Genomic DNA, 15672 nt, shown 5'->3' with positions numbered 1-15672 from the left:
ATGCTGTAACGGATAAAGATTTTAAAATTATGGGACTAAGATCTTAAGCTCACGCAAAATATTGCAGAGTTTAATCATCGGCATACCCATGAGTGTGGTTTGGTCTTGCCCGATCATTTCTTCAAATAAGCTAATCCCTAAACTTTCACATTTAAAACTGCCAGCGCAGTGCAGCGGCTGTTCAACCTGAACATAACGTTCAATTTCAGGCAAGCTAAGTTTGCGAAACTTCACTTTATAGTGCTCGACAAGGGTTTGTTCAAAACCTGTCGATTTTTGTTGGACACTGAGTGCAGTACTGAAATAAACGATTTTGTCAGAGTTGGCTTGAAGCTGCTTAACGGCTTTTTCATCGCAAAGCGGTTTACCAATAAAAATATCCGGTGCGCCTTCGCGCCATGCGACTTGGTCAGAACCAATCACAATTGCGTCTGGGTGCTGGTTTGCAATCGCTGAAGCTTTTTCAAATGCCAGTCGCTTCGCTAACTCATCGGCGTGGTTTTCACCGCGAGGTGTTTCGTCTATATCTGGTACGATTGAGTGGTAATCAATCCGTAAACGGTCCATCAGGTCTTTACGGGTTTGGCTGCTCGAAGCCAAAATGATTTTGGGAGTACTCATTACACTGCATATTCCATAAGTACATCAAGCGGCACATAAGACAGCGCCGCTTGGTGACACGCTTGTATTTTAATAGGTGGGGCAAATCCTTCTTGATACGCTTCCACCCAGCGAGTCACACAGATACACCAGAAGTCACCAGGTTGTAGTCCTGGAAAACCAACTTCGGGTAAGGGTGTGATTAGGTCATTGCCAACTTTTTGGGAAAAGTTTAAAAATTCAGATGTCATTTGTGCACACATCGTATGCTGACCAAGGTCTGTTGTTGCTGTATGGCAAAAGCCATTTCTAAAATATCCGGTAATCGGATCAAAACAACAGCTTGCCAAGGGTTCGCCTAAAACATTTAAACGATTAATATTTGGGTCTGGATGAATCGACATAAGCGCTGAATCTTTATAAGGCTTTTCGCTATCATAACAAAACTTTGGCTCTACATAGCTTTTCTGCAAAAGAAGCTAACGTTTTTCTGCATAATCATTTAAAATCGTCGCGTTTTGATATCAATAAAAGAGAGTAATGCATGAACTTTCAGCGTATGACTGACCTAGATTTGGCGGGTAAACGTGTTCTGATCCGTGAAGATCTTAACGTACCAGTTAAAAATGGCGTGATTACAAGCGATGCACGTTTACGTGCGGCGTTACCAACAATTAAAGCAGCTGTAGAAAAAGGTGCTGCTGTAATGGTGTATTCACACTTAGGTCGTCCTGTTGAAGGTGAGCCTAAAGCAGAACAGTCTCTAGCACCTGTAGCCGCTTATTTAACAGAAGCTTTGGGTCAAGATGTTCAATTGATCACTGACTATTTGGATGGTGTTGACGTAGTGCCAGGTCAAGTAGTTTTACTTGAAAACTGCCGTTTCAACGTGGGTGAAAAGAAAAACAATCCTGAATTATCTGCTAAATATGCAGCACTTTGTGATGTCTACGTTATGGATGCATTTGGTACGGCTCACCGTGCAGAAGCATCGACTGAAGGCGTAGCACGTTGTGCAAAAGTGGCTGCTGCAGGTCCTTTACTTGCTGCTGAGCTTGATGCGCTAGGTCGTGCACTTAAAACTCCTGCAAAACCAATGGTTGCGATTGTTGCAGGCTCAAAAGTTTCTACTAAATTAGATGTATTAACTTCACTATCTGACATCTGTGATCAATTGATCGTGGGTGGTGGTATTGCCAATACATTCTTAGCTGCTGCAGGCTTCAATGTTGGTAAATCACTTTGTGAAAATGACTTGATCGATACAGCAAAAGTGATTGCTGCAAAAGTATCTGTACCACTTCCAACGGATGTTGTTGTTGCTGATGCTGCTGAAATTGATTTTGCAGACTTCCTAGGTTCATTAGCTGCTGCAAAAGCTGTTGTGAAAAAAGTTGAAGAAGTAACAGACAACGACATGATTTTGGATGTAGGTCCTGAAACTGCAAAAGCATTTGCTGAGATTTTGAAAACTTCAAAAACTATTCTATGGAATGGTCCAGTAGGTGTGTTCGAAGTTGATCAATTCGGCGAAGGCACGAAAGCATTGTCTTTAGCAATTGCAGAATCTGAAGGCTTCTCGATCGCGGGTGGTGGTGATACGCTTGCTGCAATTGATAAATATGAAGTTGCAGACAAAATTGGTTACATCTCGACTGGTGGTGGTGCTTTCCTTGAATTCGTTGAAGGTAAAACTCTTCCTGCTGTAGCGGCGCTTCTTGACCGTGCTTAATGAAGCATTATCAATAAGATAATACAGTCTTAAAAAAGGTTGGCTTCGGTCAGCCTTTTTTTATGGTCCATTCATTTTGCCGTCATCAAAGTGCAATATTTCTGCAATAAAATTCATCGCAACACCTAATTCGCAGTAGTAGGATACAACGATGAACTTAAAACTTGCACTTGCTGTACTTTTAATCGCACCATTAACTTTGACAGCTTGTGCTAAAAAAGAGTCTGCACCAACGGAATCAGAAGCATCAGCTGTTGCCGTAGATAATGCTCAAACAACGCCAGAACAACAAAAAGCCATTGATGAACTTGATAAGCCAGTATTGGATGAAAAGAACCAAGATGTTCCTGCTGAAATTGCAAATGCACCTGCAGACGAAGCAACAGCTGACGCTGAAACAGCCGCTTCAGCAGCAGCAACTCACTAAGATTGTTGTCTTTATTTAAAAAGTCCCTGCAAATGCAGGGATTTTTTTTTAAATAGTGTTATTTGTTGCTGAATTGAAATGATTGAGCATGTAGAATATGCGGCATTACCTGGGAGGATATTATGGCTCTTATTTCATTGCGCCAGCTCTTGGATCACGCCGGCGAACATGCTTACGGCGTACCAGCATTCAACGTAAACAACTTAGAACAAATGCGTGCAATTATGCTTGCAGCAGATGCAACAAATTCACCTGTAATCGTACAAGCATCTGCGGGTGCACGTAAGTATGCAGGCGCTCCGTTCTTGCGTCATTTGATTTTGGCAGCAATCGAAGAATGGCCACATATTCCTGTGGTTATGCACCAAGACCATGGTACTAGCCCTGACGTATGTCAACGTTCTATTCAACTTGGCTTCTCATCAGTGATGATGGACGGTTCATTAGGTGAAGACGGTAAAACACCAACTTCATACGAATACAACGTAGACGTGACTCGTCGTACTGTTCAAATGGCACATGCGTGTGGCGTTTCAGTAGAAGGTGAAATCGGTTGTTTAGGTAGCCTTGAAACTGGTATGGCTGGTGAAGAAGATGGTGTAGGCGCTGAAGGCGTACTTGACCATTCTCAGCTTTTAACTTCAGTTGAAGAAGCGCGTTCATTTGTAGCAGATACCAATGTTGACGCACTTGCAATTGCAGTGGGTACTTCACACGGTGCGTACAAATTTACTCGTCCACCTACAGGTGACATCTTAGCGATTGACCGTATTAAAGAAATTCACGCTGCGTTACCAAATACGCATCTTGTAATGCACGGTTCAAGCTCTGTGCCACAAGAATGGTTGGCTGTAATTAACGAATTCGGTGGTAACATCGGCGAAACTTACGGTGTTCCAGTAGAACAACTTGTAGACGCAATCAAACACGGTGTTCGTAAAATTAACATCGATACTGACTTACGTCTTGCTTCTACAGGTGCTATGCGCCGTATGATGGCTGAAAAACCAGCTGAATTTGACCCACGTAAATTCTTCTCTGCAACTGTTGATGCAATGAAACAAATTTGTATCGATCGTTATGAAGCATTTGGTACAGCGGGTAATGCTGACAAGATTCGTCCAATTTCTTTAGAGAAAATGGTGAGTCACTATAAATAATTTGTCTTGAGATAGATTATTTTTGAAGAAAAGCCCACAATTAAGTGGGCTTTTCTTTGATTTGAACTTAGAAAAATTGCTTTAAATACAACTCAAGAATAAGAGCGTGTCATGGAATTGATCTTTGCTGCCGCGATTTGCAGTGTTCTCGTTTCAGTAATTCTAAAACTCTGTCGTGATCGTGATTTTAACCCTGCACAAATGATCACATGGAATTATGCATCTGCGAGTATTTTATGTTTTCTATGGTTTAAGCCGGATCTAGCTCATATTTCGATTAATAAAACGCCGTGGGTTTTAATTGCGGCTTTGGGTGTATTACTGCCGACGATTTTTTATTGCTTAGCACGCTCACTGCAAACAGCGGGTATTTTAAAAACCGAATTGGCTCAGCGTTTATCTGTTGTGCTTTCTCTTAGTGCAGCATACTTTATTTTCAGTGAGTATTTTAATGCCATTAAGCTCATTGGTATTGCACTTGGTGTACTTGCGGTGTTGCTGATTTTATTTTCACAGCGCAAGGGAAGCATTGATGGAAAGCAGGGGATTTTATTTTTATTAAGCGTTTGGGCAGGCTATGCACTGATTGATGTGCTATTAAAATTTGCCTCAGGTTTGGGCATGCAGTTTGCGGTGACTTTAAATCTGGTGTTTATTTGTGCATTTCTACTTTCGAGTATTTATAACATCGTACAACATGGCAGTCTGGGGCAGACCAAAAATATCCTCGCTGGATTGGGCTTAGGTCTCTTAAACTTTGCCAATATTGCACTGTATGTGAAAGCCCACATGTTGCTTAAAGACACACCAGCAATCGTATTTGCAGGGATGAATATTTTGGTCGTGGTTTTAGGTGTGGTTGCGGGCCTCATCATCTTTAAAGAAAAATTGAGAGTCGCAACCGTATTTGGTTTGATTGCAGGGATCATGAGTGTGGTTTGCTTAGCATATGCCATGTCTGTCTAAGATAACTTTTAGCAAAAACGATCGGGTGTTGTAGCAAATCATCCCATTCAGCAACTCCCATGAGCAGTCCTTGATCTCGACAGCTCGGACACTCAGGACAGTGGTGGTCGGTATATTGATAAGTATGCAGATACATTTGATGGCAATGACCGCATTCAAACTTCATCGGCATTTGTAGTAAATATGACATATCCCACCTCTGCTTGATTTGTTGTTTTGATTCAATTTATTCAGCAAAGTTCAGACCAATTTATAAATTTTATATTTTCACATTGTTGCTAAATATGTCGTTATAAAAAAAGCCCTCGATTTGAGGGCTTTTAGTTTTAGATGCATGGTTAACGTGTGAGTTGTTGAAAACGTTGTAAGGTATTTTCAAAATAACATTTACCCACAGCAACAGGGTGCTTCAGGAAATCTTGAGTTTCAATGGTGCCTTGTAATTGACCCGGTTGTTTACAGTTAGGGCAGTTTGGATAGCTATGGAGCATATCGCCCGCATATTTTTGTAAATAAACCGTATTGCAGGCTTCGCAATGAAATTTCATGGGTAATTTTATAGCTGTAGGCATAGGGAGAGACCTGAGTATATTTTGAGCAGAATATACTCGATAATTGTTTAAATAATAAGTCCCGAAATGACAAAAAAGAGGCAAAATTGCCCCTTTCGTCGGTTTTATGGAAAGCTTAAAGATGTGTAAAAATTTCTTCAGCATTCAGACGTGATTTAGGTAATTTCGCATTGAAATCATTTTCGCTACGATAGCCTAAAGTCATCAGTACAGAAGGAATCAAGTTTTGTTCAACTAAGCCCAATTCTTCAGAGATGATCGCTTCGTCAAATCCACCAATTGGAGTTGCATCCACACCTTCAATGCCTGCTGCCAAAAGCATTTGACCTAAAGCAATAAAGGTTTGGTTTTCAGCCCAACGTTGAATATCACCTTTTTCATTACGATAATAATCGACATAACCTGTACGGCTGTCTTTTTGACCTTGTTTGGCTTTGTCATCTTTAAAGCGACCACTACGATCATCTTGATTTAAAAGATTATCTAAATGCTCTGCGGTGATGTCTGCTTTAGTACAGAATAAAATCGTATGCGATGAATCTAAAACTTTTGGGGCATTGTAGGCATATTTACCCACCAAGGCTTTAGCAATGCGTTGTTTGGCTGCATCATGATCTGCAATAAAAAAATGCCAAGGCTGAATATTAATAGAAGATGGTGCTAAACGGAGTATTTGTAATAAACGCTCAAATTGTTCCTGCGGAATTTTTTTAGCAGGATCATAAGCTTTCGTGGTATAGCGTTGTTTTGATACGTTTAACAGATCCATCGAATATCTCCAGATATAGTTTGCTGTAGTTTAGCGGATAAACGGCCGAATGGTCTAAGGAGAAAATTTTCCAAGGATAGATCTTAGTCGTATATGCTGGACTCAATGGCTAAAAATTAACAGATTTAAGCTGTATGAAGTAGGAATTAGAGTTATATAAAATCATAAGATAGATAAATGCTATTGGTAGTTTTTGCCAAAAGGCGTTTAATCAATTGTAGTTAATCATAGTTTAAGCATGAGACAGCAGCGATGGATTACACCAATCATTTCAAGAAAAAATTAAAAACCGAACAGCAGATTGGTTTGTGGGTCGGATTAGCCGATGCTTATGGGACTGAAATAGCTGCAAATGCAGGTTATGACTGGTTGCTCATTGATGGCGAGCATGCGCCAAGTGACTTACGGACGACATTGTCGCAATTGCAAAGTATTGCTGCATATCCTTCGCAAGCCGTAGTTCGACCTCCAATTGGTAGTGTGCAATTGATCAAACAATTGTTGGATATCGGTGCGCAAACCTTGCTGATTCCTATGGTTGAAACTGTTGAACAAGCTCAACTTATGGTTAAGGCAGTACGTTATCCACCTGAAGGTATTCGAGGCGTTGGTGCAGCTTTAGCACGTGCAACACGTTGGAACAGTATTCCAGACTACTATGCAACTGCACATGAAAATATCTGTTTACTGATTCAGATTGAGTCGGTTGAGGGGATTAAAAACTTAGATGAAATACTGAAAATTGATGGCATCGATGGGGTATTTATTGGTGCAGTGGATTTGTCGGCGACGATGGGTTATCAGGGGAATCCGAATCATCCTGAAGTACAAAATACAGTGATTGATGCGATTCAGCGTATACGTAAAGCGGGTAAAGCCGCGGGTATCTTGTCAACACAGCATGATGCGACTCAGAAGTATATCGAGTTAGGCACAGAATTTGTTGCCGTGGGTGTCGATACCAGTGTGCTCATGAATTCATTACGAGAGCTTTTATCGAAGTATAAAACCGATACCCCAGTGATTAAAACTGAAGGTGGTTACTAGTGGTACAACCCTCGTTATATTATTCACTATCTAGGTAGTTAATTTACTCGATGGTTAAAAAATTAATTCAATAATTTTAGTAAAAGTAGTGGCTTAGAGTATATATAAGCCCTACTTTTGCTAATCAAAGCGCAATATTGTATACTTCTGCTTAACTCGAAGCGGGTAATGTTCCTGCTTATCTTTTTTTATTTAGCTGATTGTGATTTATCTGTATTCAAGCTTCTGACTTGAATCATATCTTTGTAACTACAGAATTATTATTCCAAACCCGATTGATTAATCTCTTTGTTCTGTCACAAAAAGCTCACATGTTGAGTAAATCTTTTGAATATTTTAAATACTTGGCAAATTGCCAAAGCCGTAAATGGCGATGAAATTAATGTGAAATTGGTGCCTTTGAAACGTCAACAAAATACCAATGCTGGTTTAATTTGGGTTGATGTTGGGCAAATGATTGAATTAGAAACAGGCGAGACATTTAACCTGAATCTAGATGGCAAAAGCTTCTATACTGGCCCAAACCAGCTATATCGCTTAGCCTAAAAGCAAAAAAAAACAGCAGATCATCTGCTGTTTTTTTTTGCTTAATTAAAAGTCTACTTTTGCATGGTCTGGATACATACATTAATCAGATATGATGGTAAATTTTTTTAAAGGCTAACGATTAGAAAGCTATGGACTAGTAAGACCAAATTTTTAATTTTAAATCACTCACAGATGGGTTTTCATTAAACTCTAATATTTGAGCTTGTTCTGCACGCCAGTCCCCTAAAACGATACGCGGTTTGCCATGCACATCATGTATTTGGGGGCGGTGGGTATGTCCATGAATCAGTAGATCGGCTTGCTCTAAAGCTTTTTCTACAGCTTCGGCATTTACATCCATAATGTCATAGGATTTAACTTGCTTGGTTTCTGTACTTTTTTTGCGGAAGCCATTGGCGATTTTTTGTCGAAAGCTAAGCGGTAAGCTCTTTAAGAAACCTAAAAGGAAAGGATTACGAATCACTTTACGAAACTTTTGGTAAGACACATCATCGGTGCAAAGTAAATCACCATGTTCGAGACGAATTTTATAGTTGCCAATCTGGAGATAATCCACGTCTTGTAATAATTGACCGTGAAATTTATCTAAAAACTTTTGACCCAATGCAAAATCACGATTACCCACTTGGAAATAAATTTGATTTCCCAAAGCAGTAAAATCTTTTAGCGCTGCAATGATTTCGTCTAACCATGCGGCAGTGAAGTCATCACCAATCCAAGCATTAAACCAATCACCTAAAATATACAGCTGGGTATTTTGAGTTTTGTATTGTTCTAACAAAGCTAAAAACCCCCGAACGAGTCGAGGGTGTTCAGGTGACAAATGTAAATCAGCGATAAACAGATAGGTCACGAATCTTTTCCTTATTCTAAAAATCCCTCCCAGCCTCCCTTTGGAAAAGGGAGGAGTTCCGACATTTATTTCATATTGAAACTCCCTCCTTTATTAAAGGAGGGTTGGGGAGGATTTAAAAATTACTCAGAAATGATTTTAGCTGATTCGATTACAACGTTCTCTAGAGGAACGTCTGCGTGGTAGCCACGGTTACCAGTACGAACGCCTTTGATTGCGTCAACAACGTCAAGACCTTCAGTTACTTTACCGAATACTGCATAGCCCCAACCTTGCGCTGTTTTACCAGTGTGGTTAAGGAAAGAGTTGTTTTTCACGTTAATGAAGAATTGAGCTGAAGCAGAGTGAGGTGCTTGAGTACGTGCCATAGCGATCGTACCAACATCATTGCTTAAACCGTTGTCAGCTTCGTTTTCAATAGAATCACGAGTTGTTTTTTCTTTGAAGTTTTCATCCATGCCGCCGCCTTGGATCATGAAACCATCAATAACACGGTGGAAAATCACGCCGTCATAGAAACCATCGCGAACATACTGTAAGAAGTTTTCAGCAGTTTTAGGTGCTTTTTCAGTGTTAAGCTCAAGAACAATACGACCTTTATTGGTGTTTAATTCGACTTGAGGAAAACTCATTGTGTAATCTCCTGTACATGGACATGAAAGCCATGGGTTTTTTGGTTGTGAGAAGCATAAGCAAACTGTAAACTACAAGGCAAGTAAAAACGTTACTTTCTTTGTTAAAAATGAAGAAAAGCGTTTTAATTATCCTAATTTTATCTTTATAGAAGTGATTTTATTACCATGAAGCCAAACGATGTTGTTTCATCCCTGCCTAACAATCCGACAACCAAGAACAATGCCCCTGTCGAAGCTGCGCAGCAGGAACAACAGCCAGGCTTAGATTTTGTACGTCAAGTGATTACAGATGATTTATCAGCAGGTCGTACAGAACAAGTTGTAACACGTTTTCCACCAGAGCCAAATGGCTACCTACATATTGGTCATGTAAAAGCTATTTGTCTGAACTTTGGTATTGCTCAAGAATTTTCGGGTCTATGCAACCTCCGTTTTGACGATACAAACCCGGATGCCGAAGAACAAGAGTATGTAGACGGTATTGCCAATGACGTGAAATGGCTAGGTTTTGAGTGGAACGGCGAGCCGCGTTATGCATCGAGCTATTTTGATCAGCTTTACACTTGGGCAGTTCAATTGATTGAACAAGGTGATGCCTATGTGGATTTGCAAAGCCCTGAAGAAATCAAACTAAACCGTGGTAATTTTGTGGAGCCGGGTAAAAACTCGCCACAACGTGATGCTAGCGTAGAAGAAAACTTAGCGCGTTTTGAACAAATGCGTAATGGTGAGTTGGGAGAAGGTCAGGCAGTACTACGTGCCAAAATTGACATGACTTCACCTAACATTCATATGCGTGATCCTATTTTGTATCGTATTTTGCATTCTGAACATCACCAAACTGGTGATAAATGGAAAATGTACCCAATGTACGATTATGCGCATCCATTATCAGATGCCATTGAAGGGGTTACGCATTCACTGTGTACACTAGAGTTTGTTGATCACCGTCCTTTCTATGACTGGGTTGTAGAGAAAGTTAAATCACCATCTGTACCACGTCAGTACGAATCAAGCCGCCTAAATGTAGATTACACCATTACCTCTAAACGTAAATTACGTAAATTGGTTGAAGGTGGATTTGTGAATGGTTGGGATGACCCACGTATGCCGACCGTTGTGGGTATGCGCCGTCGTGGCTTTACCCCAGAAGGTCTACGTGACTTCTGTAAACGTGTGGGTGTAACGAAAGTCGATGGCAGTATCGTAGATGTTGCAATGCTTGAATACTGTATCCGCCAGTCTTTAGAAAATACTGCTTCGCGTGGTATGGCAGTGTTGAATCCACTTAAAGTGACTTTAACCAACTTGCCTGAAGCAATGGATTTGGTACATGCACGTCATCCAAACGTAGACATGGGTGACCGTATCATTCCGTTGACTCAAGACATTTACATTGATCGTAAAGACTTTGAAGAAGTTGCACCTAAAGGCTTTAAACGTCTGATTCCGGGCGGTGAAGTGCGTTTACGTCATGCGTATGTGATTAAGTGCGATGAAGTTATTAAAGACGAGAGCGGTGAAGTGGTTGAATTGAAATGTTCAATCGACCCTGAAACTTTAGGTAAAAACCCTGAAGGCCGTAAAGTGAAAGGCGTTGTACATTGGGTTTCTGCAAGCAAAGGTATTGCTGCGGAAGTTCGTATCTACGACCGTTTATTCACTGAGTCAGACCCTGAAGTGGGTGATGACTTCCTTGCGAACTTAAATCCTGAATCTCTGAAAGTGGTTCAAGCGGTCATTGAGCCTGCATTGGCAGAAGCAAAACCTGAAGATCGTTTCCAATTCGAGCGTGAAGGTTACTTTGTTGCAGATCAGTTTGATCATACAGCGGAAAAACCAGTGTTTAACCGTATTCTAGATTTGAAAGACAGCTTCAAACCAGGTAAATAAAATCTTAGCTTTTCAATGGATTCATCTTTGAATCCCCAATAGGTTAAGATCAAGTAGGTTAAGATTAAGCTCAACTTCGGTTGGGCTTTTTTCATTATTGAGATAGTCCATTAAGGCAGTACAGAGGGAAAACAGTGATCATTCGAAATAAAAATAATAGCTTTAAACTTTTATTTGCATGGCATGGCACGATACTCCCGAAAGTCATGCCTGCTTTAGCGGTCGTGGTGAGTTTGTCTGCGATTTTGGTGTATCTAAGCGCTGCGCACTACCTGAATACGCCCGAAGTTCCAGCCATCGGATTTACCATTTTTGGGGTAATTCTGTCGATTTTTTTGAGTTTTCGAAATACTGCCTGTTATGACCGCTGGTGGGAAGGGCGCAAGCTTTGGGGCTCATTGATTGCCAATACTCGCCACATGATTCGTGATAGCCATGTGCTTGAAGATGAGCAAAGAACCGTGTTGATGTACCGTATCATGCTGTTTTGCAATTTGTTGCGTGATCGCTTACGCCATGAATCACAAGATATTACGCATTTTAAAGACGGTGTAGCTTTGACAGATCAGCAATGGCAGCAATGCCGAGACAATATCAATGCGCCACAGTATTTACTTGAAATTATTCAAAAAGATTTAGTCAGAACCTATAAACAAGGTCAGATTACAGACATTATTTACAGCACGCTTACACGTCATACCGTAGCAATGGGTGATATCCATGCAGGCTGTGACCGTATTATGACCACGCCATTACCATTTTCGTATTCGGTGCTTTTACATCGTGCGGTGTATTCATTTTGTCTGATATTGCCATTTAGCCTAGAGGCCAGTTTAGGGATATGGACACCTGTTATTGTGGCTTTGATTGCGTATTTATTTTTAGGTTTGGATGCGTTAAGTGCAGAGCTGGAAGAGCCTTTTGGATTGCAGGAAAATGATTTACCGCTGGATTCGATTGTACGTAATATTGAGCGTGAAATGTTTAGTAGTCTAGAGGTGGATCTGCCACCGCTGATTAAGACTTTTAACAGTAATTTAAGATAAGTTCTTGGCTTAATTTTTAGATAAATTAGGCGATACATACCACGCATATTGATGCTGAAAAAAATCGTCCAAGTGTTGCATAAAGGCCTGTACTTTAGGCGGCACAAAATGTCGATGCGGAATTACCACATAGATTGCTGTGCTTTGAACAGGGATTGCAGGTAGAACTTGAACCAGCCGGCCAGATTTTAAATCTTCCTCCACATGCCAGATGGAGTGGTTTGAGATGCCTAAACCTGCAAGTGCTGCTTGGCGTACGCCTTCACCTGAGTTGATATGAAATTGCCCTGAAACGGGTATTTTTATGCTGTGTTGATCTTGGGAGAATGTCCAATATTGCGAAACGCCTTTAGGGTATTTCTGTAAAATGCATTGGTGCATAGAGAGCTCTTCTAGGGAGCGAGGTTCCCCATGTTGCTCGATATAGTTTGGCGAGGCACACAAAATACGACGGTTTAAGCTGAGTGGTTTAGCAATCAGCGATGAGTCTTCTAGCTGTCCAATACGTATCGCAACGTCGATACCTGCGGAGACCAAATCTAAATTTTGATCGGTCTGTTCAATATCCAAAGTCAATGTTGGATGCAACTTGGCAAAGGCTGCAAATACTGGCCCTAAAATACGATTACCAAAGACTTCTGAACAGGTGATTTTTAATATGCCGCTGAGTTGTTGTGGTTCAGGCTGAAATTGGCTCAGTAGCGAATTAAATTGTTCGAGTAAGGGAAATCCTTGTTGCAATAAAACAGCACCTTCCTGTGTTAAATGTAGCTGCCGTGTAGTGCGATGAAATAAGCGCAGCCCTAAACTTTGTTCAAGTCTGTGTAGACGGCTACTAGCGACAGAAACAGAGAGATTGGCTTCTTTAGCGGCCTGACTGATTGAACCCAGTGCCGCCATTCGTGTGAACAAGTCGAAATCTTCAGTTAGCATTATCAATATAATCAAGAAAGTCTTTCTCTATATTCAGGGTTTTTCTGATAAAAATCTGTGCCTATTCTGTGTATAAATTAAACACAGGAAATCACCATGAACTATCACAATCTAGGGCAATCTGGCTTAAAAGTATCAGAGTTTGGCTTTGGTGCAGGTACATTTGGCGGGCAAGGCCCAATATTCTCTGCATGGGGGCAAGCGAGCTTAAATGATGCTCAGCGCATGATTGATCTGTGTATTGATCAAGGTGTGAATTATTTCGATACCGCAGATGCTTATTCAAATGGTGCCTCGGAGCAGATGCTCGGTGCATTACTTCAATCAAAACGCCAAGAGGTGATTATTTCCACCAAAGTGGGTATCCGATTGAATGATGGAATCAATCAAGGTGGATATTCTAGAAGCTATTTAATTCAAGCCGTGGAGGCGAGTTTAAAGCGTTTAGGTACGGATTATATTGATGTGCTGCAACTGCATCAGTTTGATAGCACGACGCCACTTGAACAGCTGATGCGCAGTTTAGATGACTTGGTACGTAGTGGAAAAGTTCGCTATATCGGTGCGTCGAATTTTTCAGGCTGGCAGCTCATGAAAGCGCAGACGATTGCCCAGCAGCAGGGCTATGAAAAGCTAAGTGTGCATCAAGTTTATTATTCCTTAATTGGACGTGATTATGAATGGGAGTTGATGCCTGCACAGCATGATCAACAGATTGGTGCAGTGGTTTGGAGTCCGCTGGGCTGGGGGAGATTAACAGGAAAATTTGATCGTGAGCATGCGATTCCAAAGCAAAGTCGACTACATAAGACAGAACAATTCGCACCACTAGTTCAACACGAAAAGTTATTTGCAGTGTTAGATGTAATGCAAGAAATAGCCATGGAAACAGAGCACTCTATCCCACAGATTGCATTGAATTGGCTGAAAACCAGACCGACAGTATCTAGCATTTTGATAGGCGCACGTAATGAACGGCAACTGTTGGATAACCTAGCGGCGAAGGAATGGTCATTGAGCGTAGAGCAGTTAGCCCGATTAGACGCAGTCAGTGCAGTGTATCCACCTTATCCATACTATCCGTATTGGAATGGGCAATTTACAGAGAAGAATCCCACGCTAGTGACATCAGCATTTATTTCAGAACATACAGCAGAATAGGGCAATAACAATTCAGTGGTAGGCAATGATCAGTTCTCTGTGCTATCACTGAATAAAATTAAAATACTGTAGGAATGCTGATGAGTGTCGTGATTGAAACCCAGATGTTAATTCGTAAGTCCATCAATATCGTATTTAATGCTTTTGTTGATCCTTTAATTACACAGCATTTTTGGTTTAGTGCATCGAGTGGCTATCTAGAAGAAGGTAAAACCGTGCAATGGACTTGGCAAAAATATAATGCAGTCGCCAATGTAGAGGTGCTGAATATTAAGGAAAACCAATTAATTCAAATACAGTGGGGTGAACCAAAAACTCAGGTCGATTTTATTTTTGAGCAAATTAGCCCGATGGAAACCTACGTTCGTATCAAAAACTCACAGATTCCTCTGCAAGGTCAGGCATTGATTGATTTTATTATCGATAGTACAGGTGGTTTTACAACGGTTTTGGATGCAGCCAAAATTTATTTAGAACATGGCCTGCAAAGTAATTTGGTTGAAGATAAATTTCCACCTTTTAGCAATGCGAACTTTTAGCAATGTGAAGAGTGACCAAGATTAAGCATTGCATCTGATTCGCTATAATAAAAAGCTTGTGTATTGGCACAAGATTTCTAAGCAATGTGCTGAAGTACTGAAATTTGATAAAGCCACAGTTCAATGATGCTGGAGTGAATTAACGATTCTTATGTTCTTCACGCTTTAAATAGGTATAAACCGGCATCTGCATTTTGGCTTTTTCGCGCAGTTTCTTTTTGATATAGAACACCAGTGCAAAGCAAGTAGTGGTCACGGTTAGCATCATACTACTCATGAAGCTCATTAGAGAACTGACATAACCAATCGTGGTGAGTCGGTTCATCATACGGAATACTTGTGGACTACTTTCAACACCAGTAATGGCCCATGTGCATAGGTGTTCACAGTTATTAATAATAAGATGATAGTTGTTTTCATGCATACGTGAGCGCATACGACGCACCACTTTACGGCCTTTGAATTTTGGATTGCTGTAAGACTGAACGATGATTTTTTTGCCGTGACTGAAATTTTCGATAGAAGTCATTTCAATCGGATGTTTTTTGAAAAGGTGTGCAAAACCAGAGTAGTGAATGACTCTACCGCGGCCGGCATATATGCCATGATGGCTATAACCGAAGTGTTTAACAATCAGATGTGTTCCAAGAGGAAAACCATCTTTCTGCACACGCATGAATTTACCAGTCCTACTTTAAATCCGAATTATTTTTAAAGATTAGTCTACTTTTAATCTGTGAATTAATCGACTATTTTAGCGATGATTTAGCTAAAATTTGTTCGATTTTTA

18 protein-coding genes are annotated in these 15672 nt (G+C 40.6%); 10 read left to right on the top strand and 8 right to left on the bottom strand.

Annotation, left to right across the window (positions count from 1 at the left end; genetic code table 11):
- Positions 1 to 27 precede the first annotated feature (27 nt).
- On the bottom strand, positions 28 to 621 hold the full coding sequence (locus tag B1202_RS01175; RefSeq protein WP_078188699.1) for a Maf family protein: 594 nt from the start codon (positions 619 to 621) through the stop codon (positions 28 to 30).
- Positions 621 to 1004 carry a DUF2237 family protein gene (locus B1202_RS01170; protein ID WP_078188698.1) on the bottom strand — a complete coding sequence of 128 codons (384 nt, stop codon included), beginning with the start codon at positions 1002 to 1004 and terminating at the stop codon, positions 621 to 623. Before B1202_RS01170 ends, B1202_RS01175 begins: the two co-directional genes overlap by 1 nt.
- Positions 1005 to 1144: 140 nt before the next feature.
- Between B1202_RS01170 and B1202_RS01165 the strand changes: the two genes are divergently transcribed.
- The 4 genes from B1202_RS01165 to B1202_RS01150 all read left to right on the top strand — a co-directional run bounded on the left by B1202_RS01165 (position 1145) and on the right by B1202_RS01150 (position 4885).
- Positions 1145 to 2332, top strand: coding sequence for a phosphoglycerate kinase (locus tag B1202_RS01165; RefSeq protein ID WP_078188697.1), 1188 nt, complete (start codon positions 1145 to 1147; stop codon positions 2330 to 2332).
- A gap of 151 nt (positions 2333 to 2483) precedes the next feature.
- Positions 2484 to 2759: a hypothetical protein gene (locus B1202_RS01160; RefSeq protein WP_078188696.1), complete on the top strand. Its 276-nt coding sequence runs from the start codon at positions 2484 to 2486 to the stop codon at positions 2757 to 2759.
- 122 nt (positions 2760 to 2881) lie between these two features.
- Positions 2882 to 3919, top strand: coding sequence for a class II fructose-bisphosphate aldolase (gene fba / locus B1202_RS01155; RefSeq protein ID WP_078188695.1), 1038 nt, complete (start codon positions 2882 to 2884; stop codon positions 3917 to 3919).
- A 111-nt stretch (positions 3920 to 4030) separates the two neighbouring features.
- On the top strand, positions 4031 to 4885 hold the full coding sequence (locus B1202_RS01150; protein WP_078188694.1) for a DMT family transporter: 855 nt from the start codon (positions 4031 to 4033) through the stop codon (positions 4883 to 4885).
- 338 nt (positions 4886 to 5223) lie between these two features.
- Here the strand turns inward: B1202_RS01150 and B1202_RS01140 are convergent, their stop codons facing one another.
- Entirely contained in the window at positions 5224 to 5457 is a 234-nt protein-coding gene (locus B1202_RS01140) for a hypothetical protein (RefSeq protein WP_078188692.1), read from the bottom strand.
- 115 nt (positions 5458 to 5572) lie between these two features.
- A complete protein-coding gene (nfsB, locus tag B1202_RS01135; protein ID WP_078188691.1) occupies positions 5573 to 6226 on the bottom strand; it encodes an oxygen-insensitive NAD(P)H nitroreductase in 654 nt (217 codons plus the stop codon).
- Between the two features lie 252 nt (positions 6227 to 6478).
- Between nfsB and hpaI the strand changes: the two genes are divergently transcribed.
- On the top strand, positions 6479 to 7273 hold the full coding sequence (gene hpaI / locus B1202_RS01130; RefSeq protein ID WP_078188690.1) for a 4-hydroxy-2-oxoheptanedioate aldolase: 795 nt from the start codon (positions 6479 to 6481) through the stop codon (positions 7271 to 7273).
- A 327-nt stretch (positions 7274 to 7600) separates the two neighbouring features.
- A complete protein-coding gene (locus tag B1202_RS01125) occupies positions 7601 to 7819 on the top strand; it encodes a transposase (RefSeq protein ID WP_078188689.1) in 219 nt (72 codons plus the stop codon).
- 136 nt (positions 7820 to 7955) lie between these two features.
- Here B1202_RS01125 and B1202_RS01120 read toward each other — a convergent pair whose 3' ends face one another.
- Together B1202_RS01120 and B1202_RS01115 are read right to left on the bottom strand one after the other, a co-directional pair.
- The gene (locus B1202_RS01120; RefSeq protein ID WP_078188688.1) at positions 7956 to 8675 is read right to left on the bottom strand and encodes a UDP-2,3-diacylglucosamine diphosphatase; all 720 of its coding nucleotides are present in this window, start codon (positions 8673 to 8675) and stop codon (positions 7956 to 7958) included.
- Positions 8676 to 8797: 122 nt separating this feature from the next.
- Positions 8798 to 9307: a peptidylprolyl isomerase gene (locus B1202_RS01115; RefSeq protein WP_078188687.1), complete on the bottom strand. Its 510-nt coding sequence runs from the start codon at positions 9305 to 9307 to the stop codon at positions 8798 to 8800.
- A 168-nt stretch (positions 9308 to 9475) separates the two neighbouring features.
- Here B1202_RS01115 and B1202_RS01110 point away from each other — a divergent pair, with 168 nt between their 5' ends.
- Together B1202_RS01110 and B1202_RS01105 are read left to right on the top strand one after the other, a co-directional pair.
- Positions 9476 to 11203: a glutamine--tRNA ligase/YqeY domain fusion protein gene (locus B1202_RS01110; protein WP_078188686.1), complete on the top strand. Its 1728-nt coding sequence runs from the start codon at positions 9476 to 9478 to the stop codon at positions 11201 to 11203.
- A gap of 134 nt (positions 11204 to 11337) precedes the next feature.
- Positions 11338 to 12249: a bestrophin family protein gene (locus B1202_RS01105; RefSeq protein ID WP_078188685.1), complete on the top strand. Its 912-nt coding sequence runs from the start codon at positions 11338 to 11340 to the stop codon at positions 12247 to 12249.
- Positions 12250 to 12258: 9 nt separating this feature from the next.
- Here the strand turns inward: B1202_RS01105 and B1202_RS01100 are convergent, their stop codons facing one another.
- Positions 12259 to 13182 (bottom strand): LysR family transcriptional regulator, encoded by a 924-nt coding sequence (locus B1202_RS01100; RefSeq protein ID WP_078188684.1) that lies wholly within the window; start codon positions 13180 to 13182, stop codon positions 12259 to 12261.
- A 96-nt stretch (positions 13183 to 13278) separates the two neighbouring features.
- Here B1202_RS01100 and B1202_RS01095 point away from each other — a divergent pair, with 96 nt between their 5' ends.
- Together B1202_RS01095 and B1202_RS01090 are read left to right on the top strand one after the other, a co-directional pair.
- Positions 13279 to 14343: an aldo/keto reductase gene (locus tag B1202_RS01095; protein ID WP_078188683.1), complete on the top strand. Its 1065-nt coding sequence runs from the start codon at positions 13279 to 13281 to the stop codon at positions 14341 to 14343.
- An 80-nt stretch (positions 14344 to 14423) separates the two neighbouring features.
- Positions 14424 to 14882: an SRPBCC domain-containing protein gene (locus tag B1202_RS01090; protein WP_078188682.1), complete on the top strand. Its 459-nt coding sequence runs from the start codon at positions 14424 to 14426 to the stop codon at positions 14880 to 14882.
- Between the two features lie 139 nt (positions 14883 to 15021).
- Here the strand turns inward: B1202_RS01090 and B1202_RS01085 are convergent, their stop codons facing one another.
- A complete protein-coding gene (locus tag B1202_RS01085) occupies positions 15022 to 15558 on the bottom strand; it encodes a lecithin retinol acyltransferase family protein (protein WP_078188681.1) in 537 nt (178 codons plus the stop codon).
- Between the last annotated feature and the right edge of the window lie 114 nt (positions 15559 to 15672).

The sequence above is a fragment of the Acinetobacter amyesii genome (assembly GCF_002018365.1).
Lineage (GTDB): Bacteria > Pseudomonadota > Gammaproteobacteria > Pseudomonadales > Moraxellaceae > Acinetobacter > Acinetobacter amyesii.
The sequence above is the reverse complement of the archived record's forward strand: the minus strand, read 5'-3'. Positions and strand labels throughout refer to the sequence as shown.